The sequence below is a fragment of the Kiloniella sp. EL199 genome (assembly GCF_900313065.1).
Taxonomy (GTDB): domain Bacteria; phylum Pseudomonadota; class Alphaproteobacteria; order Kiloniellales; family Kiloniellaceae; genus Kiloniella.
On sequence record NZ_OMPU01000013.1, the window covers coordinates 117,545 to 140,037 of the forward strand.

Here is a 22,493-nt window from a genome sequence, read left to right on the forward strand (position 1 = left end):
ACCCTCAATTCAATCTTTTAAAGCAATTTTTTTCGTCCAAAGAAATCAACTGTCAACTATCTCAATGATTGAAATCCTGATATCCACTACCATATAGGTTTCTGATCAACGCTTTATGACAATGCAGAGAAAGTCTTTCTTACTATGACCTCGGGCTCAAAAAATCTTGTCTGTCTTTCAAATGTCAATCTGACCTTGAGCTCATTGGCCGGAAAGGTTGATATCCTCAAAGACATTAATCTGAACATAGACAAGGGCGAGACTGTTTCTGTGGTTGGACCATCCGGTGCCGGAAAATCATCCATGATGATGTTAATGGCGGGCCTCGAAGCGGTAACATCCGGCAGTGTTGAAATTGACGGACATGACCTGGGAAAAATGGACGAAGACGCCCTCGCTCGTTTTCGCCGAGACGCCATTGGTATCGTATTTCAGGACTTCCATCTCATTCCAACAATGACGGCTCTGGAAAACGTCGCTGTCCCTCTTGAATTTGCACGCAAGCCAGATGCATTGAAACGTGCACAGGAAAGGCTCGAAGCTGTTGGACTAGGGCATAGACTGGATCATTTCCCTGGACAACTTTCCGGCGGTGAACAGCAAAGAGTGGCGCTTGCCCGGGCCTTTGCTGCAGAGCCCAAAATACTGCTGGCAGATGAGCCCACCGGTAATCTTGATAGCACAACTGGGGAAATGGTCATTGAACTGCTTTTCAAACTGCAAAAAGATCATGACACCACCTTGATTCTCATCACGCATGATCCCCGTCTTGCAGCAATGTGCAATCGAACCATCACCCTTCAGGATGGACAACTGAAAGAACAAATCAGTAGTAATGCAGCTCAAGATACGTCACCCGCTCTGGCATCGCAGGGCTAATCACTATGTCAAAACGCTTACCTTTCTCTCTTGCTGCCAGTTATGCCTTTCGCGAACTCAGGGGTGGCATAAAAGGCTTTCGTATATTTCTGGCCTGTTTGTTTTTGGGTGTTGCCGCCATTGCCGCCGTTGGCTCAATCTCGGCGGCCATTGAACAGGGATTACGAAATGACGGCCGCAATCTCTTGGGCGGTGACATCGCGCTTAATCTGGTGCATCGCAAAGCTTCGGACGCCCAACTGAACTGGCTTCAAGAGAAGGGGAAAATTTCTCTTGTTCGCGAGATGCGTACGATGGGGAAACAAGCGGTAGAGGGTGGCAAACGCACCCTGATAGAATTGCGCGCCGTTGATAACGTTTATCCCCTTTACGGCGATGTGATCCTTGAGCCCAATATCACGCTTTCAGATGCTCTTGCTAAAACCGACAAAGGATGGGGCACCATTCTCGCCCCAAACCTTTTACGAAAACTCAATCTAGCGGTCGGCGATCAGATCGTCGTTGGCAATGAACATTATGAAATACGAGCATCCCTCATAAAAGAGCCTGATCTTTCAACCCGCGCCTTTACCTATGGCCCCACTGTGATGGTGTTCGGAGAAAGTCTTGAAGGAACAGGCCTTATTCAACCCGGCAGCATGGTTCGATATGACTATCGTCTGGCCTTGCCCATCGAAACAGATCTCAAAGCTTTTCAGGAAGCAATTACAACAACCTTTCCGGAAGCAGGTTGGCGAATAAGAAGTTCAGAAAAGGCTGCACCACGCATCAGCCAGTTTATTGATGTCCTGGGCATGTATCTGACACTTATCGGGCTAGCGACATTGCTCGTTGGCGGTGTTGGTATCGCAAACGCAGTGAAAAGCTTTATGGACAGCAAAGTAGGTGTGGTGGCAACACTGAAATGTCTTGGGGCTCCTTCCAGGTTAATTTTCCAGATCTATCTTATTCAAATACTTTTCCTTACTCTGATCGGCACTATTACAGGGTTGTTTGCAGGCGCATCCGCGCCTTATATTGCCAGCGCCTTTGCCAAAGATATTTTGGGGTGGGAAATCGCTGCACAATTTTATGCTGAACCTCTTTTACTTGCAGCAGCTTTCGGCTTCCTCACCGCTTTCACCTTTTCAATCTGGTCGTTGTCCAAAGCGGGGAAAACCTCGCCTGCGCGTCTTTTCAGAGATTTAACATCCCCGATTACTGGACGTCCAACGCCAAAGGCGATGCTGGCTTTAAGTCTTAGCGCTATTCTTCTCGCGCTGACCGCAGTTACCTTTGCAAGTAATCCCAGAATTGCCGGGTTCTTTATTGTTGGCGCAATCAGTACCTTCGCCATTTATCACTGCGTTGGGTGGCTCATAACCAAACTCACCAGGTTTTTGCCACGGGCAACGCACCCAGCCCTGCGCACAGCAATTGCAAACCTTCACCGACCGGGTGCGCCAACAACAAGCGTCATCCTGTCAATGGGATTAGGACTTACTGTCCTTGTCATTGTTGCGCTATTGGAAGGGAATGTTCGTCAGGCCGTCACACAAAGCCTGCCAGAAGAAGCCCCCGGCTTTTACTTTATCGATATCCAGCCTGAACAGGTTGAAGATTTTGACAAACTTGTGAAAAGCACGGCTGGCGTCAATGAATTACGGCGTGTCCCCATGATGCGCGGCAGGATTACAGCCGTAAATGGCACCCCCCCTTCCGAGTTGGAAATTCCAAGCGAAATCAAATGGGTATTTCGCAGTGATCGCGGCCTGACATGGTCCGCCGAAATGCCGGAGAACACCAAACTCGTCGATGGAAACTGGTGGCCAGAAGACTATAACGGCAAGCCTTTGGTCTCTCTTGATCAAGCCGTGGCAAAAGGACTGGGTCTTAGTATTGGGGACAGTTTGACAATCAACCTGTTGGGACGTCCCATTGATGTCGAGATTGCAAACTTGAGAAAAATCGATTGGGGTGGTTTGGAAATCAATTTTGTTATGGTTTTCTCTCCCGGCCTGATGTCTAAAGCACCACAAACACATATTGCGACCGTCAAAGCCTTGCCTGACATAGAGGATGCGTTAGAGATCAAAGTCACCGATCAATTTTCAAATGTTTCCTCTATTCGTGTCAAAGAAGCACTGGAAGCGGCCACAGAATTACTGAGTCACGTTGCCCTTGCCCTTTCCGTTATTGCTGTTGTTGCCTTGTTGGCGGGCACCCTTGTACTGGGCGGTGCCGTCGCCGCGGGACATCGCCGCCGGGTATACGATTCGATTGTTCTGAAAGTCTTGGGCGCGAGTAGAAAATCACTCGCAGCAACCTTCTTTTTGGAATTTGGCATGTTAGGCCTGATCTCTGCCATGGTTGCAGTTGTTATTGGTGCCGCAGCTTCCTGGGCAATTACGATCTATATTTTACGCCTCGAATTCGCGTTACTTACCGAAGTTGTTCTCTTCACCCCTTTGCTGGCTTTGCTCGCAACACTGGTTTGTGGTTATGCCGGGACATGGAGTGCACTACGACAACGCCCCGCTGCATTATTACGAAATGAATAAATTTTCAGGCAAAACCATAATATCCGACTGAAGAACCCGATTATTGTTGATTTTTAAGCAACAAGACCCAATATTAGGGACAGCTTTTATGTAAACGAGACGAGGTTTCTTATGATCGACCGTTCCACACAACGCAGTGTTGGATATGGCCAGGCAACAGCAGCCGACATTGATGCTGGTCTGCGCAAATATATGCTTGGCGTATACAACTATATGTCAATTGCCCTAGTCATTACCGGACTTGCTGCTTTCGGAGTATCCCAGAGCCCTGAACTTATGTACGCAATTTTTGGCTCACCTTTAAAATGGGTAGTTATGCTTGCACCACTAGGAATGGTTTTTTTCTTAAGCGCTCGTATTAACAGCCTTCAAGCTTCAACTGCTCAAATATTATTTTGGGTTTTCTCTGTGTTGATGGGAGTTTCTATCTCTTCTATCTTCATTGCATATGAAATGGGCTCAATCGCCCGCGTATTCTTCATCACAGCGGCCTCTTTTGCCGGTTTGAGTCTTGTCGGTTACACGACCAAAAAGAACCTGTCAGCGATGGGATCTTTCCTGATCATCGGTCTTTTTGGTCTTATTATCGCAAGTATCGTGAACATCTTCATAGGCTCTTCTGGGCTTGAGTTTGTAATTTCCGTTCTTGGTGTTCTGATCTTTGCAGGCCTTACCGCTTACGACACACAGCGCATCAAACTAATGTATATGGAAAGTGACCATACGGAAGTTGCCCAGAAAAAATCTATTATGGGTGCCCTTTCACTATACCTGAACTTCCTGAACATGTTCTTGTTCCTGTTACAGCTTTTTGGTAACCGCGAATAAGCGCTGATAACATCAAGTCATACAAAAAGCCCGGTGAATTAGCATCGGGCTTTTTTCATCTCTGAAATTCTATTTTTTTAGTAAATTACTTGATTCACATTCTTCTTAAGCGATTCCGCAATAATCTGCATCAAATCAGGTCCCTCTCCATAAATCTCGTTGACAATGATCGACTTCATAGCCTTGAGATGGGCTTCAAATAACTTAGGCGTCGAAGCATGGAGAGCGTTTTGCTCAAGCTCGTGCTTTAAAAGCTTATAGAAACTATCTGCAATTGTTGTAATAAGTGGAAAACCAAAACTTGTACCCTGCCCTTTGATATTATGGACAATACCACGAGCTTGATCGATGGCTTCGAATTGGTCGTCAGGATTGTTGATTATTTTTTCGAGTATATTTTCAAGCGCAGAAAAATCATCTTGCACACCTGCTCGATAAATTTCAGCAAGTTCTGTGTCGATATGGGGTACCTGGCCTGTCTCTGACACATCCACATCCTTTTCATATTAAAATGACAAGCAAAAGAAGGTATTGATATTATTAACAGCAGCTATTTCCAGATCTCGTTAGACACAAGTCGGCAACATAAAACAAGATCTCGCTATAAAATACAATACAACCCCTTAACAAACTCTTTTTGACCGACCACGAAAGACTTGGTTATAAGCCAAGCATGGATGCCTTCGCCCCCCAAATACCTTCCGCACAGGATATACTTAGCCGAATTTTTGGCTACGATAGCTTTCGTGGAGATCAAGAGGCTATCATTGACCATGTAATTGATGGTGGTGATGCTCTTGTCTTGATGCCAACGGGTGGCGGTAAATCTTTGTGTTATCAAATTCCCGCACTTTGTCGTCCCGGCCTTGCGGTTGTTGTCTCTCCTCTGATTGCCCTGATGCAGGATCAGGTTACCGCGCTTCAACAACTGGGCGTCAAAGCTGCGGCCTTGAACTCGACACTGCCCTACGGCGAAATACTCGCCACGGAACGAGGCATGCGATCCGGAGAACTCGACATGGTATATGTCGCCCCGGAGAAGCTTCTCACTGATGGCTTTCTGAATCTTTTAGAGCAGTGTGACCTATCGCTCTTTGCCATTGATGAAGCGCACTGTGTTTCACAGTGGGGGCACGATTTCAGACCGGAATACCTGCAACTCAGCCTCTTGAAAGAACGTTTTCCATGGGTTCCCAGAATTGCCCTGACTGCGACAGCTGACGGGCCAACCAGACAAGATATCAAAGAGCGCCTTCATTTAAGTGAAGCCCGTGCCTTTGTCGCCGGATTTGATCGACCAAATATTCGTTACAAGATTGGCTTGAAGGCTGCCCCAAAAAAACAGCTAATCGACCTGCTAGAACGCGAACATGCGGGACAGTCCGGTATCATTTACTGCATGTCCAGAAACAAGGTAGAAGAAATTGCTCAATCCCTGAGTGAAAAGGGCTTTAATGCCTTGCCCTACCATGCAGGTCTTTCCAAAGACATAAGATCAGGTAATCAGGATCGTTTTCTCAAAGAAGATGCTGTGATCATGGTGGCCACTGTTGCTTTTGGTATGGGCATAGATAAACCCGATGTCCGCTTCGTGATCCATCTGGATCTGCCCAAAAGTCTGGAAGCTTATTATCAGGAAACAGGTCGCGCAGGGCGTGATGGTCTTCCGGCAGAGGCCTGGATGATCTACAGCATGAACGATGTCGCCCGGCTCTATCACATGGCATCACAATCCGATGCACCCGAAGCACAAAAACGGATCGAAAACAGAAAGCTGGAAGCCTTATTGGGCTTTTGCGAAACCACGCGCTGTCGACGACAGGTTCTACTGGAATATTTTGATGACAACCCAATTGAACCTTGTGGCAATTGCGATACCTGCCTGACACCTGTCGAAAGCTTTGATGGTACAGAAGCTGCGCAAAAAGCACTCTCTACCGTATATCGAACGGGGCAAATTTTCGGTTCAGCACACGTCATTGATGTTCTCTTGGGGGCCAAGACAGAACGCATTGAAAAACTTGGACACGATCAACTAAGCACCTTTGGCATTGGCACAGAATTCTTGAAACAGGAATGGCGATCCATTTTCCGCCAACTCGTCGCCCTTGGCTATTTGAAAGTGGATATGGAAGGCCATGGATCTTTTCAGCTTGGTGAAGATTGTCGCCCCGTTTTACGAGGTGAAAAGACGGTTCAGTTCCGCCGTGATCCGGCAAAGAAAACCCGTGCATCACTTCGCAGTCATTATAAAAAATCTTTTGGTCCTGCAGCAACAATCGACGACCCTAAAGACGAAGCACTCTTTCAGGCCTTAAGAGCAAAACGCCTTGAACTTGCGAAGGATCAGGGGGTGCCCCCATATGTGATCTTTAACGACAAAACCCTTTTGGAAATGGTTATGGCGCGCCCGGTTGATTTGGGCGACATGGCAAATGTCCCCGGTGTCGGCAAGCGCAAACTTGAACGCTATGCCGATATATTCCTCGAGATTATCAACGAAAACCGATAATAATTTTCTGGAATCATTTTCTGGGTACCCTGGCCCGTTTTTATTCCGAGCCTTCGCAACCATACCCATTGCCAACCTTCATTGGCCATAAAACTAACCGTTTTTCGCCGTATTCTCAGTTTCGGACATTTCCTCTTCTGACGGGGCTTCCTCTTCCCAAAACGCAGGACCGTCTTCCAGAGTATCTGACTCGGTTTCTTCATCCCCGATGGTTGTATCAGCGGTCTCTTCCTCTGCTTCCGCTTCGGCAATGACCTCCTCGTACCATTCTTCTCCTTCTGGTGTCATCGCGACAACCATTGTGGATGATTCTGCAGGCACTGCGATATAATCGCCCTGTTCTGCAATTGGTACAGAGCTACGTTGTGTCATACGGAACACACCAAATGCTGTAATCAGTAACAAAGTTACTGACATACTGTATACAAAAGCATTTGGTCCCAGTTGCCCCATCAAAAATGTACTGATGATCGGCCCCACAATTGCGCCTATTCCACCAATAACAATCAATGCACTCGTCGCACCAACAATTTCAGATGCATCCAGATAATCATTCGTATGTGCAATCGCCAATGAGTACAAAGGCAAACAAAGCGCTCCGAACAGAAAGGCACTGCCCAGAAACCATACCGTCGCTTCTGGACCTGAGAAGAAACCCATTGAAATACCAATCAGTCCTGCTAGAAGCGCCACAACAATCAGAACTTTACGTCGATCAAAATGATCAGACACCTTGCCAATCGGCCATTGAAGTGCGACGCCGCCAATAGACATTGCCACCACAAAAAAGGAAATATCTCTGGTTGTCATGTTCAATTCTTTGGCATAAATCGCCCCCAAACCAAAAATTTGGGCTTGAACAGCACCAACAGCAAATGCACAGACAAAACCTAATGGAGAAATATTAAAAAGTCGTTTTAAGCTAACGGGAGTAGGCGATTCAAAAGTTGGAACCTGTGCAACCGTCAGGGTTGTAGGAATAAGAGCAAGGGAAACCAGTACCGACATCAAAATGAAAGGCAAGAAGCTACCCGGGTCGGAAATATTAATCAGGAGCTGCCCCAACCCCATAGCGCCGTACACAACCACCATATAGACAGCCAATAGCTGTCCACGGGTTTCATTGGTTGAGCTATCGTTCAGCCAACTTTCAGCGACGATATATAATCCCGCAAAACAAAATCCGGTTATAAGACGCATCGCACCCCAAGTATAGGGATCGATAAAAACCGCATGCATCAATGCTGAAGCGGAAGACAACGAGGCCAGCGCCGCAAAAACACGCACATGCCCTACATTGGCAAGAACCTTAGGCGTCACAAATGATCCAGCAAGATACCCGATAAAATAACAGGTCATCACAGCACCGATTGATTCGGTCGAAAACCCCTCTATAGAGCCACGTACACTCAGCACAGTACTTTGTAATCCATTGCCTAACATCAGAAAGGCAATGCCGAGTAAAAGTGACCAAGAATTAGTGATCGCTGATAACATTTATTATTCCCCTTGGCATAAGGTACAAAGCCCCTACCAGATTCCATTCTTACCACTAGAGAATATTTATTAAGATAATTCTACCTTAGTTGCGACTTTTCGCTTCTCTATTCACTACTCTGGCAGAACAAAAGAGAAATAAGCATTAGTCTTATATATCAAATATTTGAAATTCAGAGGTAAAAATAACGGTTGATAATAAGCCACCAACCGTTATTAAAAATCAAAAAATTCAGAAAATTTTCTTAGGCAAAAGGTGCTTCCAGCTTCTCTTGCTCAAAAGTTCTGAGAACCGCCGGATGCTTGCTCATAAGTTGAACATGTTTACCCAAATGCTTCATTTCGCTTGGCTTTGTCGACAGAAAACGCCCCCAACGACAGAGCATCAAAAGATAAAAATCCAAAAACGAGACCACTTTTCCCATCATATAGGGGCCTTTTTTTGCAAGCTGAGCTTCGACAATCTCAAAATAACTAATGAGACGTTGTTCAGCTGCTTCCTTTATCGCCGGGGCATCCGATACATCACTGCTATAACGTTCAGAGTAATAATAAACCAGAAACTCTGTCTGAATCGTATTGGTTAAAAACATCAGCCATTGGTAAAACTTGACCCGTTCCGGCGTCGCAATATCCGGCACCATCCGACCTTCAGGATGGCGATCAGCAATATGTAAACAAATTGCCGCGGTCTCTGAAATAACCATCGTACCATCTTCTAACACAGGAATACGGCCAGAAGGATTCAAAGCAAGATATTCTGGACTTTTATGTGCCTGTTTATTACGGTCCACATAGACAAGCTCATAGTCAACGCCAAGCTCCTCCATCAACATATGTGGGGCTATGCTCGCATTGCCGGGATAGTAGTGCAGTTTATACATTTGATGCTATTTCCTGTGCTGAAACAAATCACCTACAAGCGTTTTAACTATCTTTATCTCAAGCATGCATAACAGCATGTAAATAGATCAATACAAGCAATTAAGCAGCAAAGTAGAAGAACGAAGTAAAACGGTTATATAACACATCAGTCATCAAAGCTTTTCGGTCAAGGAAAACTGCCTCGAAAAAGAGCATAGCTCCGCACAAAGATGTGGTCCTTAACCCTAAATGCACGCATAGGATTCATTGTTCACAGAAATCACACAAGTTTATAGGTATTTGAAAGGTTTTAGAAAGGAATTGGTAAGAATTAGTACCTAGAATCGTTCTTATAAATGATTTGGTACAAGTGTATTTGATGATAGAAAACCGCCAATATAAAAGATATGCCGCAGGGGATAACGCCTCTTTGGGCATTGATGGTTCTTGGCACCCTTGTTCCGTTCAAAATCTATCCGGAAACGGACTCTTTCTGGAAACTTTTTGTCGCCCTCCTATCGGTACTGTTGTCGAACTTGATCTAAGCAGTTTGGGACGGTATTCCGGTACAGTCGTTCGACATGCCTGGGATGGTGTCGGCGTACAGTTTAGAGACAGACATCCACACAGTGCGCCACTTCACGATCATCGCCAGGGGGCTCTTTTTAATAATATTTAAAAGATTGTCATTCAGAGAACATTGGTTCTGTTTATAATTCTCTGATCTTTAAGCAGCTGGCTTTCTGTTCTTAAGTTTCATTGCTGTAACTTTATAAACATCCAGCCCTGTAATGCTCGAAATTTCACGAATGGATAGTTCTGTTTCCCTCAACAAAACAGCGGCGTGAATTTTTGGCGGCATACCCCGTGGTTTTCTGTTTCTGACTTTCACAGGGCTGCCGAGTGATTTTTGAGGCTTATCATCCTTGGACAAGCCTCGTTCATAAGCGGCCTTTAGTGCTGCTTCATGACGGGCTTTTTCCTGTGCAAGATGAGAATCCATCAAATGGAGCGAGTTGGCAAAAACACGTTCCGTCGCCGACATACTATAGGAAGCCGGACGCGCCTTTTGTTTTGGCTCATCTCTCGGACCACCTTCTGCAGCCTCTTCCAACGACATATTATGTTTTACTGCCATACGCTTAGCTGCCGCAAGGGCATTCTCTCGCTCTCCGTCATACGGGCTTAACGCTGCAACCTGTAAAAGGTTGTGGAACCTGATCCGCTCCGTTTCTGAAAATCCCTCACTAATGATCTTAATTCCCTTAATTCACTTCCAAGTTGCCCATTATACGTTAACTCAGGTTTATGGGCAGTAACTTTATCGGTTTTCTTCTGTTTTTTTCTTCGGGGCGTTCGTATCACCGCCTCCACGGCGATCTGGCTGTTTTAATGGATAGTCATTTTTCCCTTCAATCATGTTTAGCAACAGGATAAAGGGGATAAAAAATATCCACATCATATAGTAAAACAGCTTAGCCAAAAGAAGTGTTCTCCGCCCTTGTTCTCCCAGAAAATCACACTAAATCATATTAACCCTGAACAACATCAGTTGAATCAGCGTCCTCTTCTATTGAATATTGCCCAGCTGTAGTTTCATCAGCCAATCCAGCGTGAAGAGTTAAAAGAACAATTTCAGCATCAATACCATCTTCAAAAACCTTGACCATCTCTAATCGACGCAGCATTTCTTTTGACTCTTCAGCGCCGTTAAAATCTTCAAAATCTTCTTGCCCCAGAATACAATAACTCAAGAACCCAGCCAAATCATGAAGGGCTCCCTCTGGATTATCTCTAAGTAACCCTCTGTCTTTTGCCAAGCGCCACAAAGTCAGCTTTACAGCATCTGGAACAACGGCGCTAAACGTACCTGTGCGCTTCAAGCCATCATCGATCATATGGATTTCTTTTTTCCGTCCAAAAAATCCAAAAATCATAGGTTCGATCTCGCATCAAAATTCGTTATTAGAGGCTATCTCGCTTCTCAAGCGCCCCGATATAAAACAAGGGTATAGATCAAGAAGCATAAAAATGAAACTCCGGGATTACATCAAACGTTGATTACAAGACTAAATCGCACCAGAAGAGATAGTTTCCTCAAGACAAAAAACTGGTAAGTTAGGCATAAATTTTCAAGGATTAATGTTTCTGAATCATGTGTGGACGTTTTGCTTTAACCACCCCTATCGCTGATCTAAGCGACCTTATGGACTTTCCAGAACGACCCAATCTGGAAGAACGATATAACATCTGTCCGACCCAACCAGTTGCAGTTGTTGTTCTAGGGTCTGATAAAAGGAAACATTTCACATTGCATCGTTGGGGATTGATTCCAAACTGGGTTAAAGAACCAAACCTGAACAATCCAATACACAACGCCCGGAGCGAAACAGTCAACGAAAAGCCATCCTTCAAAGGCCCCTTTCGCGGCAGGCGTTGCCTGATCCCCGCCGACGGCTTCTATGAGTGGCAAAGCGGATATGCCGGGAAGACAGGCCCTGCTGCAAAACAAGGCTATTACATCACACAGACTGACAATGCGCCCTTTGCTTTTGCAGGGATCTGGGATGATTGGCTTGGAGCTGATGGCAGTGAAGTACAATCCTGTGCCATCTTAACAACCGAAGCCAATCACGACATTTGCCACATTCACCATAGAATGCCGGTAATTGTGCCAAGAAAAAATTACAATACGTGGTTATTCAAAGGAGGGCACGATCTCTTGAAACCGCTCCCAATCAATAATCTCAAAGCAACACCCGTCACCAGCTATGTCAATAATGCCCGCAACGAAGGTCCTGCCTGTCATGAACCCCAGATTCAACAAGCTCAACTCTTTTAAGCGCAAAAGTGTGGCAATTTTGAATCACCAAAAACTGATCAATATTTTCTATATGAAATAGAATCTCTCCACTGAATCTATTTTTAAAATATATCTGCTATCTGCCCTTGTTCTTCTTGGCATCAAATCATTATCATCAATCATTCTTGGCCAATCTCACCCAATAAAAGGCACTATTATGTCCAAAGCAGTTGTCAGTGATCTCTTGATTTATCCCGTTAAATCTGTTGCCGGTATCTCAATGTCCAAAGCATCTGTTTTAACAGCCGGACTGGCCGGGGATCGTCGATATCTCATTACAAAGCCCGACGGCACCTTTGTTACCGGACGGACACACCCAAAGATCACGGCAATCAAGAGCGCTTATCATGGCGCACTTTTAACTCTGTCTCATGAGGATAAAGAATCTATCACTCTCAATCCTGAAAGCTTTGCTGATAAATACAAAAATAGTAATGTGTGGGGCACGGATCTTATTGGACAGGAGTGCGGTGACCAAGCGGATGGATGGATAAGTGATCTTCTTGGCGAACCCATGAAATTGCTTTACTTCGGCAATCGATCTGAACGCTTTATCAAACAACACCCCGAAAATGATGTGGGATTTGCCGATGGCTTTCCACTTTTGATCACTGCAGAGAGTTCACTGGGTGAATTGAACAGGCGTTTGCTTGCCCCTGTTTCCATGGCCAATTTTCGTCCTAATATAACAGTTAGCGGTACTCTACCTTTCGAAGAAGACGGATGGTCCTTGATCAGAATTGGCGATGTAAGGTTCGAATTACCCAAACCCTGCGCACGCTGTGTTTTCACAACCGTTGATCCCTTTGCCCATGCTGCTGATAAAGTTCTTGAGCCTTTGAAAACTCTCACCGAATTCCGGCAAGTTCCGGATGGGAAAGATGTAATTTTCGGGGAAAATATGATTCCCTTGAACACGGGAACTATTCAGATTGGTGATCCTGTCGAAATACTTAAAACAAAATCCAAACCATACTACGTCGATAACTGGAAACTCAAGTCATCTCGCATGACAGCACATCTGAAACCAAAGCCATCAGAAACCTTTGATCAGAATCCCATATTACTACGGTGTGTGCAGGTCATTGATGAAACCAAGGACGTAAAAACCTTTAAATTCACAGCTGACCCTGTGAAGCGTTTTTCCTATCAACCCGGACAATTCTTAACCCTTCACATTCCAATTAACGGCGAAATTGTCAGCCGTTGCTATACTATTTCATCCCCCCCTTCACGCCCGGACACTATTACAATTACGGTCAAGCGGGTTAAAAAAGGACGTGTTTCCAATTGGCTGCATGATCATGTAACCGTTGGCTCTAGTGTAGAAGCCATTGGTCCCGCCGGTATTTTCCATTTAAGAGAAGACCAAAAGAAAAAAATCCTGATGATTTCTGGCGGATCAGGTATAACGCCTATGCTATCAATGACCCGGTTCATTACGGATACAGGGTTGGATTATGACATCCATTTCCATCATTCCGGTCACACAATTGATGATCTTATTGCCTGGTCAGAGCTGTCATTGCTCTCAAAGCAATTCCCCGGGCTAAAGCTTTCCTATAACACGACTCAGGGCGTTCCGTCCTCCAGTTTGATTGAACACGGTATCAAAGGCCGAATCTCACCCAAAATGCTAAAAGAAGTTTGTCCCGATTATCTTGAGCGTGATGTATTTGTCTGTGGTCCTGATCAGTTTATGGCAACGGTACGAGCTTTACTGATGAACAATGGTTTTCCAGAAGATCAGTACAATCAGGAAAGCTTTACCATCGAACCAATCCTGCCCTCTAAAGACAGATCAACCGCAAGCTATTCAATTCACTTTTCCAAATCAGGTGTGACTGCAGAAATCAAGGGAAATCAAGCTGTTCTAGACGCGGCTGAAGCTGCAGGAATCGATATTCCCTACAGCTGTCGCGGCGGTCTGTGCGGCACCTGTAAAAGTGAGCTAAAACACGGCGAAATCTCAGCACCAAACGCCATGGCGCTCAGCGAGGAAGATACAAAAAACAATCTCTTCCTCGCCTGCTGCAGCTTTCCCAAAAGTGATATCGAGGTTGATCTTTGAGTGCTTAAACCAAGATGCCTATAAATTCTTCAGGAAATGCTCTACAGATTGCCAATATTCTCTATGATCAGGAAATTGCGACCAAAGGGTTCGGGAGCCATGTTGCCCTGCACCTTTTGACACAAAGCCAACCTTATCAGTAACCGGAATCGCCTTAAAGATAGCATCCCAAGCTCTGACTTCCGATCTTGCTTAGTCGTTTCAGAATAAACGCTAGCGACTAATTAGCTCAACTTTGGTATTCTTTCGATACCGCGCCCTCAAACAAGGCCTTAGCACTTGATCCAAATCGAATTTGCTCTCGAACGGCTTCATCAGTCAAATCCAATACCCGGAAGGCGTCTCCAACTTTGGCAACGGCTTCAATTCGACCATAGTGGGCCGCATGCTCTTGTGCATAATCGCAAAGACCAAGCAATTTTGGCAGCGAGTCTGCTAGAAATTGCCCATGCGGATCAATGATATTCGCCTGTATCCCGTCGCCGTCTACTTGTGAAAAGAACACGAAATCAGGTCGTACAATACTATGCTGATCGTCATCAAGGTAAGTAATACCCAAAGATTCGGGGCTTGCCGAGGAGGGATTGCGATACCACGCTAAGAAATTGGCTTGCTTTGCTTCCTGCGTCAGCACTTCCGTTTCCCAAGTATTGAAATCTGCGGGAAACAAGCCTTCATCGTCGCACAACAAGTGAGCGTCAAAGCTCGGCAACGGTATTTCGGTACCATTTTCTTTCAATTCTATTGTCGGTTGCAGGCTATTTCTTGGCATTGCCAAGTTGACGTCAAGAGGATTGGTGCTCAATTCTCGCAGCTCGCGATACACGTCCTGACGTTCATCTTTGAGCGCCTTTATTGCCTCTTTGTAATCAGTCAACCATGTGTTGGCGAGTTTTTCGGCCTCTTTTTCAAGGACGTCTTTAATCGCAGGAACCATTCCGATTGCGGCAATATCGGTGTGTGCTTCGACCAGAGCTTCTTCTTCGTCAGCATCGTCATCATTTTGACTGGCTAAATGCTCGCTATAGGTCTTTGCCAAGTCGGGCGATAGCAATCTCGCAGCGCGCTTGTAGGCATCATCAATGACGGCTAAGTCAGCATCTTCAACAAAGTCATCGAATGTCATTTTTTGTGTGCTTACGTCTGTCTTGGCGGTCTTGCCTTCGACGACCAAGACTGATTGGCGAGCATTGGCTATGGCCTCTGAAAAGTCGCCTTGGGCCTGATCAAGCAACACGTGCAAGTGGGCATGGGCAGTCTTGCCAGCATTCGCCAGTATCCCGTCGGCTGCCAATTCATGGGCAAGGGCAGTCAATCGCTTTATCGGTCTGGCTTGTTTCTTTGGGAGTGACTTTGAAGGCAAAGAAAGCAACTTGTCCCAAACCCCTTGTGGAATTTCAGGGTTTGGAAACATTTCTTTGGGGTTAATGAGCACGCGGCGACCGGGTAGACTATCGCCCATATCGCCACCCGTCATCAACGACGTGACAACAGCTTTGACTGTCGTCTGGTTGAAGTTGGGTAAAAGGCAATCAACTGCATTCAATCGCTCATTGCCCGGAATACGCCTTGCGAGCGGTGTCCGTACCATGCGCCCCAACAACTGCGTGATATGCGTCTGATCGTTCGCGGCACGGAATGACACCATGACCTCGGCGCGAGGACAATCCCAGCCGGTGCTGATGGCATCTTTTGCCAGAAGAACCCTTACCTGATTCGTCTCTTGAACACGCTCAGGGGCAATATAAGGCACAGAATGCCCCCCAAAGGTCTCTGTTTTGTGTTCCCCAAAGACATTGAACACGCTGTCAGCGGGTAACTCTGGCCAAGTATCGAATATTGTTTGCAGCCAAGTACCAACATCTTCTTTGTTAGGGGAATTGGGCACCTGCAAGACCATCAATGGCGTGACCTTGCCACCATCCCCTTGCTCGACTGCGTAGGCGTCCCATGCTTTGGTTATGTCGCGTAGCTTCTGTGTGCCCCGTCTCAATAAGACTGTTGTAAAGTCGCCAGCTTCATCTGGGACGTCCAGATTGATCGTGTCTTTCAACAGTCCTGATTCTTGCACCAACTTTGAACTGACCACTACATTCGGGAGTGCTGTCCTGTCCTGCATCGACTTCACAGCATCGTCAAAACGTTGCACAGTGGCTGAGATACCCCATACAACCGGAATGCCGGGTACAGAGCCTTTGCCGTTGATCAAGCGTGTCACGATTGTCTTGGTGCCCTTTAAAGTGTCCCGCATCCCGCGGTGTGCTTCGTCCAGCACCAGATAAAGCGTCAAGTCTGGATCATCGACCGTGTTGCGGATCGTATCCCAGATTGTGTGGGATCGTGCGTCCGGCATCAGCGGCGTGCCATCTATGCTTTCCACGCCAGTGTCGTCTGGGTCATGCCCGCGCACCAGCATAGAGTTTTTGGACAGCTTCTGTGTGTTGAGGAAGTAAATCTTGCCCGGTTCAAACGTCTCGCGCCCGAACGTATTTTCGACAGTCACAAGGTCAGAGACCGTCAGCTTGTCAGCGGCTTCCATCAGGCGATACTTGGATTGTTCGTTCAATGATGGATCATCGCTGAACCAGATCACCACTGCACCGGGGTCCGGTTCAAACTCGTGATCGTCAGAGCCAAAGAACAGTGCCTCAAACACGGCAGCGGCCATGACAGTTTTACCCGCTCCGGTAGTGGCTGTCAGAGAAAAGGCACTGATCTCTTTGTCTTCATGCCAACGTTTGCGGGCTTTCTTGAGCCGATCCAGAACACCGGAAACGGCATCGTTTTGATAATCTTTAAGTGTAAATTTCATGTCTCAGCGCCCCATCGCGAAGCGGAAATTGGTAAGATAAGATTCATATAGGCGCACTGGCTCGACCCCATCAGGAAGGCGCTGCGCAACCGACTGGAAACGCCTGTCGTCGTCAGTCACGATATAGGCAATGCGAATGCAGCCTGCGGCCTCGACAGCATTCACAAAAGACGCTGCGGCGTCCAGATCGGTCAGCAAGCCATAAGTATCGGCAACATCCCAACCTGTGTCTGGCAACGCGTCTATGCGTCGCCCCTCGCTGCCCGCCCGCATCCATAGAAGCGGCGCAATTCGGGAAAAAGCGCGATTGTGGCTGACCGAGACCGGAGTCTCATAGGTTAGCGTGAAAAACTCGGCGTTTTCCTCAAAACCCTCCGCCATCGGGAATTCATCGGTGAACTTGTAATCGCCCTTGATTGGCTCGCCATCGGGTGTCTGTCCGTTGATCGCAGCCTTGATACGCGGTTTGGTGATATAATCGCAAATGCCCCATTTCTCCCAATCGGGATCGCCGGGGCGAAGATTGTCTTTGATCAGCACCTTTTGTTCGTCTGCGCCAACCTCATTGTTGGTGACGGAGATACATTGGCGGCGGCCTCCATCCTGCTTGTTGAGGCGCATGACAGCGTGCGCAGTGGTGCCAGAACCGGAGAAGAAGTCAAGGATAGTAGCGTTTGTTTTGTCTGAAACGAAGAAACGCACCGCATCTTCAACCGCATAGAGGCTCTTGGGAAATGGGAACTTGCGACCGGGTATAAACGATTTTTGCAAGTTTGTGCCACCTTGCTCTGCATTATGAGACGAAATGCGCCACTGAGTACCTGGAACAAAAGTTGGCTTGTAAGCTGCGTCATCAACGATGATAGAATTGTCGGACCTTCGCCCGATAATCGGGAACATTCCTGCTTCGACTTTTTTCTGCTCACCCCGGAAAAGATAGGTTATCGAAGTCGAAGTGCCTCGCCATTTTCCCAGCTTTGCATATCCCTTTTCGATCAACGTTCGAAGGCCAGCAGAGCTATTTTGCCATCTGCCTTCTTCACCATTGGAGCGAATAGGCCAAATTGCCACGCATCCTTCAGGCGCTTCGACACCCTGCCAACCGTCACCAAAGAATGGTTCGCCTACCGAATGGAACTCTGGCCCATCACCGCCGCTACGAAAAAATACAGGATAAAACTGCTTAGGGCTGTCTGTCCGCAATGGATCAGAGCCGGAGCGAAGTGCCTCAGCCCACCTCAATTTTCCAGCACGTTTGTCTTGGACAATCTTCCACTCGTTTCCTAAAGGTCCAGGAATTGGCGCGGCGTCTCCCAACCAGACAAAGAAAAGGTATTCATCCGTCCTTCCGAATGATGCGCCACGCGAAGCGCCTTTCGGATTGATAATACTAGACACCATTTGAACGCGCCCATCGGGGAAAACTTGTTCAAGAAGCAAGCCAAGCCTCAGATATTCCTTTTCGTCGATCGAAACGATTAATGTTGAGTTAATTGGATTAAGCAATTGTGCAGCTAGTTTTAGTCGCCGCTCCATAAACGCCAACCATTTCGAGTGGCGATAAAGGTCGTCGCCCTCCACATAGTCGTTGTTGTACTTCCAGTCTTTCGCCCCGGTGTTGTAGGGCGGATCAATATAGATCACGTCGATCTTGCCGCGATGGGTATAGGTCAGCGCCTCTAACGCGTGGAAATTCTCGCCATTGATCACTGTATGACAGGGCTTGTCGCCGCCGCGTTCGACTTTGCCTGTACTGACCAAACCGGGATAGATGTAATCGCGAAATTCCGCCACAACGACTAGGTCTTCGACGGGCACAGTCTGCACTTCTAGCTCTGCTGCGCCAAGCAAGTCCAACTGTGCGACGCGCTGGCCATCCTGACGGCTCGTCTTGACCACCTTCCAAAGTCGCTGATCACCTTTAGATGCATTCCCGCGCGGTGGCAGCACGCGCACTTTATCCCCCTTGCGGATGGGACGACCGGGTAGTTCCACACTCTCTGGCGCGTGGCGTTCAAAGTTCAACCCAAACTGGCGACGATTGGCCAGCGTCTTGAACTCTCGCTCCAGCTCATCTCCAAGCTTTGGATCCTTGGCTTTGGCTTGTGCAATCAGGTCCGTCAGCCGTGACATGTCCAAGCCTCTGACTTAGTTGGAATGATTGCCTTGTTCGCCTGCTGGCCAGTGTGTTTTCTCATGTTCTTGCTCTTGCGGCCAATTGACCAATTAGTGAAATATGTTTGTTTTATGGGGCTTTAGGCTGTTTTCAGGAACAATCGCAGAAATACTCTGTTTTGGCTATCTAAAACTCCTTTGCGAAAGAAGCCCCTCAGAATCCACTCCCAATATTTGGAATAAGCTGGAAATCGCGTATTACTTGTTCGCTTCTGGAGTTTCTTCTTAGGTATGACGACTATTTCTAATATGTTTGACTTAAACTAGATCCCTACCAACTAAAGTCGGTAGATTTGAGATAGGGCTGACTAAAAGTCAGCTTCGTGTATAAAGAGCGCACTTCGCGCGCACTCTAGTTTTACATACCACATGAATGCGATGGTTTTAACCTAATTGATGACAATGAAACCAAAGAAAATGTCCCTTTAATCTTCCTGTAATGTCGGAATATTTCGATAGAGATCCAAGGCTTCGGGGTTGGCGAGAGCTTCCTTGTTGCCCACTTCTCGTCCGTTAATGATATCGCGTACGGCCAGCTCGGTGATTTTACCTGATCTTGTCCGAGGAATATCTGACACTGCAACAACCTTTGCCGGGACATGTCGCGGTGTACAACCAGTTCTAATTCTGGTTTTGATCTTCTTAATCAGTTCGTCACTTAGATCTTCGATGCCATCTTGCAAAATAACGCAAAGAACCACGCGCACATCGCCGTCCCAATTTTGGCCAACAACAATCGCTTCACGGATTTCTTCTAGTGTTTCGACCTGACGATAGATCTCAGCGGTACCAATACGAACGCCACCAGGGTTGAGCGTTGCATCAGAACGGCCATGGATAATCAGGCCACCATTTTCTGTGACTTCCAGAAAATCACCATGCGTCCAGATATTATCAAAGCGCTCAAAATAAGCTTTGTTATAACGGGATCCGTCTTCATCGCCCCAAAAACAGAGTGGCATGGATGGGAAGGGTTCAGTACAGACCAACTCGCCACGTTCGTTGGACCCGTCATCCGACTTGGCGTCAGACACAGGCTTACCCTCATCACTAAAGGCAGAAACTGCACATCCCAATGCAGGTGTTTGTATTTCGCCGCGATAGACAGGTCCGATAGGATTTCCGAGCATGAAACAACCCAGAATATCTGTTCCACCGGCAATGGATGCCAACTGGACATCCTTTTTCACATGCTCATAAACGAAATCAAAACCTTCGGGTAACAAAGGAGACCCCGTTGAGAAAATTGCCCGAAGTGCTGGCATCTTATAGTTCTCAATCGGGCTTTCACCAGCTTTTTTCAAAGTGTCCAGATACTTTGGCGATGTACCAAAATGGGTGACTTTTTCCTGTTCTGCCAGATCGAAAAGAATTGTCGGACTTCCTGCAAACGGAGATCCATCATAACAAATCAAGGTTGCGCCACAGCCCAATCCAGCGGCAAACCAGTTCCACATCATCCATCCACAGGTCGTGAAGTAAAACAGGCGGTCATTTTCTTTCAAATCACCGTGGAACTTGTGCTCAACCAACTGCTTCATCAACGCGCCACCTGCACGATGAACGATACACTTTGGTGCCCCCGTGGTTCCGGAAGAGAACATAATATACAAGGGATGATCAAATCCCTGTCTAGAAAAAGTTATCTCTGTGGGTTGGAATGGATCGATAAAATCCCGCATGTCGACGGCATTATCCAATCCAGATAAATCCACCCCCCCACCTGACCAAGAAATCACAACGACCTTTTCAATGGCCGGAATCTCTTTGACCACATCAGTTATTTTACCAAGAACGTCGTGGTTTTTCAGGTTATAATCATAACTATCGGGGGCTATTAAAACTTTTGGGGCAATCTGGCCAAACCGATCCAGAATTCCCTGAGCACCAAAATCCGGTGAAGCCGAAGACCAAACACCACCGATAGCAGTTGTTGCAAGCATCGCAATGATGGCTTCGGGCATATTCGGCATCAACCCCGCGACACGATCACCGGGTTCAACTCCCTGTGCTTTCAGTGCTTGAGCAAGACGAGAAACTTCATTGTACAACTCGTCCCGGCTTAAAGATCTCTGGCGTCCTTTTTCGCCCCAAAAAACAAGAGCCTCCTGATCACCGCGATAGCGCAACAGATTCTCTGCAAAATTTATTTTTGATTGGGAAAACCACGCGCTTGCCTTGATATCCTGATCGTTACGCGTATAGACATGCGCTCCTTTATCCCCGGGGAGATCGAAATAATCCCAAGCAGCAGACCAAAAATCAGCGATATTTTTGATAGACCACTGATGCAGATCAGCGAAACTATTCACCTTCGCCCTGTCCTGTCGATCCAGCCAGGCCATAAAGTCAGTGACAATCGCGTTTTGCACACGATCTTCGCTTGGTACCCACTGAGGTTTGGTCACAGAAGTCATATCGCCCGTCGCTCCCTGATATTTTTTATGTGTCGATTTTGACTAGCGATCATTTATGCTGCACCGCACACCAACCGTCAAGGGATGGGATATAAATGCGCACGTTGTGTGGACTGAAATCAAGATCTCAGCAAATTTAACGGATACTTTTACGCCTATTCCTGATGAAGTTCATCCATCGAAGCTGTGATATAATTAACCAACCGCAACCCGGCCTCGCTTAAATCACCCTGACGATAAAAGAGACCAACTTCGACGTCCGCCAGTCCGGGATAACCATTCTCTACAGGCACAATCTCCAGACTGTCCGGGACTGTTTTTTCAGATAAAACAGTCAGGCCCAAGCCCGCTTTTACTGCTGCCTCGATACCTGATTGGCTAGGGCTGGAATAGGAAATACGCCATTTTTTTCCCGCCCTGTTCAGGGCATCTACTGATCGCTGTCGATAGATGCACCCCTGCGGATAAACAATTAATGGCAAGGTATCTTGCGACAATAACGCTTCATCACCATTCCCGACCCACGCCAGACGATCCGACCATGTTTTTGCCAGAGAGGGTGAAGGTGTATCCGAACAAAGCGCGATGACCACATCATAGTCATTTTTATCCACAGCCTGAATAAGATCACGACTGATCCCACAATCAACTTCCAGTGTGATCCCATCGTGAGCACTGGTAAATCCACCAAGGATTGTCGGCAACAGAGAAACGGCAAAATCATTTGGCAAGCCGACCCGGACAACACCCCCAACTTTCGGAGTTTTCAATCTGGAAATGACCTCATCATTCTGCGCAAGAATTTGCTTGGCATATCCACGCAGAATTTCACCCTCTTCAGTGAGTGTAATCTTCCGTCCGCTCCGGTTAAAAAGTGATATTTCCAACAGGTCTTCCAGCCGCTGCAACTGAAGACTGATCGCAGGTTGTGACCTCCCCAGTGTCTCAGCTGCACGGGTTATACTTCCTAAATCATTCACGGTAGAAAAGGTACGTAACAGATCTGTGGGAATATTAATCATGGTGTGGAAAACA

17 protein-coding genes are annotated in these 22,493 nt (G+C 46.9%); 8 read left to right on the plus strand and 9 right to left on the minus strand.

Features of this window, described 5'->3' with window-relative positions; genetic code table 11:
• Nucleotides 1-144 precede the first annotated feature (144 nt).
• The 3 genes from D9A03_RS15410 (at nt 145) to D9A03_RS15420 (ending at nt 4,247) form a co-directional block, all read left to right on the plus strand.
• Entirely contained in the window at nt 145-879 is a 735-nt protein-coding gene (locus tag D9A03_RS15410) for an ABC transporter ATP-binding protein (RefSeq protein WP_120498112.1), read from the plus strand.
• A gap of 5 nt (nt 880-884) precedes the next feature.
• Entirely contained in the window at nt 885-3,419 is a 2,535-nt protein-coding gene (locus D9A03_RS15415; RefSeq protein ID WP_120498113.1) for an ABC transporter permease, read from the plus strand.
• Between the two features lie 111 nt (nt 3,420-3,530).
• On the plus strand, nt 3,531-4,247 hold the full coding sequence (locus tag D9A03_RS15420; RefSeq protein WP_120498114.1) for a Bax inhibitor-1/YccA family protein: 717 nt from the start codon (nt 3,531-3,533) through the stop codon (nt 4,245-4,247).
• 77 nt (nt 4,248-4,324) lie between these two features.
• Here D9A03_RS15420 and D9A03_RS15425 read toward each other — a convergent pair whose 3' ends face one another.
• Nucleotides 4,325-4,735: an Hpt domain-containing protein gene (locus tag D9A03_RS15425; RefSeq protein ID WP_162938187.1), complete on the minus strand. Its 411-nt coding sequence runs from the start codon at nt 4,733-4,735 to the stop codon at nt 4,325-4,327.
• A 185-nt stretch (nt 4,736-4,920) separates the two neighbouring features.
• On the opposite strand from D9A03_RS15425, the gene recQ reads away from it, so the two are divergent.
• Nucleotides 4,921-6,759 (plus strand): DNA helicase RecQ, encoded by a 1,839-nt coding sequence (gene recQ, locus D9A03_RS15430; protein WP_120498116.1) that lies wholly within the window; start codon nt 4,921-4,923, stop codon nt 6,757-6,759.
• A gap of 93 nt (nt 6,760-6,852) precedes the next feature.
• Here recQ and D9A03_RS15435 read toward each other — a convergent pair whose 3' ends face one another.
• Together D9A03_RS15435 and D9A03_RS15440 are read right to left on the minus strand one after the other, a co-directional pair.
• Nucleotides 6,853-8,256, minus strand: coding sequence for an MFS transporter (locus D9A03_RS15435; protein ID WP_120498117.1), 1,404 nt, complete (start codon nt 8,254-8,256; stop codon nt 6,853-6,855).
• A 245-nt stretch (nt 8,257-8,501) separates the two neighbouring features.
• Nucleotides 8,502-9,140 (minus strand): glutathione S-transferase family protein, encoded by a 639-nt coding sequence (locus tag D9A03_RS15440; protein ID WP_120498118.1) that lies wholly within the window; start codon nt 9,138-9,140, stop codon nt 8,502-8,504.
• A gap of 359 nt (nt 9,141-9,499) precedes the next feature.
• Between D9A03_RS15440 and D9A03_RS15445 the strand changes: the two genes are divergently transcribed.
• Nucleotides 9,500-9,799 (plus strand): PilZ domain-containing protein, encoded by a 300-nt coding sequence (locus tag D9A03_RS15445; RefSeq protein WP_120498119.1) that lies wholly within the window; start codon nt 9,500-9,502, stop codon nt 9,797-9,799.
• A gap of 48 nt (nt 9,800-9,847) precedes the next feature.
• On the opposite strand, the gene D9A03_RS15450 is transcribed toward D9A03_RS15445, so the two are convergent.
• Together D9A03_RS15450 and D9A03_RS15455 are read right to left on the minus strand one after the other, a co-directional pair.
• Nucleotides 9,848-10,258 (minus strand): hypothetical protein, encoded by a 411-nt coding sequence (locus tag D9A03_RS15450; RefSeq protein ID WP_120498120.1) that lies wholly within the window; start codon nt 10,256-10,258, stop codon nt 9,848-9,850.
• 394 nt (nt 10,259-10,652) lie between these two features.
• Entirely contained in the window at nt 10,653-11,057 is a 405-nt protein-coding gene (locus D9A03_RS15455) for a hypothetical protein (RefSeq protein ID WP_120498121.1), read from the minus strand.
• A gap of 218 nt (nt 11,058-11,275) precedes the next feature.
• Between D9A03_RS15455 and D9A03_RS15460 the strand changes: the two genes are divergently transcribed.
• The 3 genes from D9A03_RS15460 to D9A03_RS20205 all read left to right on the plus strand — a co-directional run bounded on the left by D9A03_RS15460 (nt 11,276) and on the right by D9A03_RS20205 (nt 14,197).
• Complete coding sequence (locus D9A03_RS15460) at nt 11,276-11,962, plus strand: SOS response-associated peptidase (protein ID WP_120498122.1); 687 nt, start codon at nt 11,276-11,278, stop codon at nt 11,960-11,962.
• A gap of 178 nt (nt 11,963-12,140) precedes the next feature.
• Nucleotides 12,141-14,054 (plus strand): hybrid-cluster NAD(P)-dependent oxidoreductase, encoded by a 1,914-nt coding sequence (locus D9A03_RS15465; RefSeq protein WP_120498123.1) that lies wholly within the window; start codon nt 12,141-12,143, stop codon nt 14,052-14,054.
• Between the two features lie 14 nt (nt 14,055-14,068).
• Nucleotides 14,069-14,197, plus strand: coding sequence for a hypothetical protein (locus D9A03_RS20205; protein ID WP_256386301.1), 129 nt, complete (start codon nt 14,069-14,071; stop codon nt 14,195-14,197).
• Nucleotides 14,198-14,283: 86 nt separating this feature from the next.
• Here D9A03_RS20205 and D9A03_RS15470 read toward each other — a convergent pair whose 3' ends face one another.
• From D9A03_RS15470 to D9A03_RS15485, 4 genes are all read right to left on the minus strand, one after another.
• Nucleotides 14,284-16,866, minus strand: a complete 2,583-nt coding sequence (locus D9A03_RS15470; protein WP_120498124.1) for a DEAD/DEAH box helicase — start codon at nt 16,864-16,866, stop codon at nt 14,284-14,286.
• Between the two features lie 3 nt (nt 16,867-16,869).
• Nucleotides 16,870-18,999 (minus strand): site-specific DNA-methyltransferase, encoded by a 2,130-nt coding sequence (locus D9A03_RS15475; RefSeq protein WP_120498125.1) that lies wholly within the window; start codon nt 18,997-18,999, stop codon nt 16,870-16,872.
• Nucleotides 19,000-19,466: 467 nt separating this feature from the next.
• Nucleotides 19,467-21,458 carry an acetoacetate--CoA ligase gene (locus D9A03_RS15480; RefSeq protein WP_120498126.1) on the minus strand — a complete coding sequence of 664 codons (1,992 nt, stop codon included), beginning with the start codon at nt 21,456-21,458 and terminating at the stop codon, nt 19,467-19,469.
• Nucleotides 21,459-21,613: 155 nt separating this feature from the next.
• On the minus strand, nt 21,614-22,480 hold the full coding sequence (locus D9A03_RS15485) for a LysR substrate-binding domain-containing protein (RefSeq protein WP_120498127.1): 867 nt from the start codon (nt 22,478-22,480) through the stop codon (nt 21,614-21,616).
• Between the last annotated feature and the right edge of the window lie 13 nt (nt 22,481-22,493).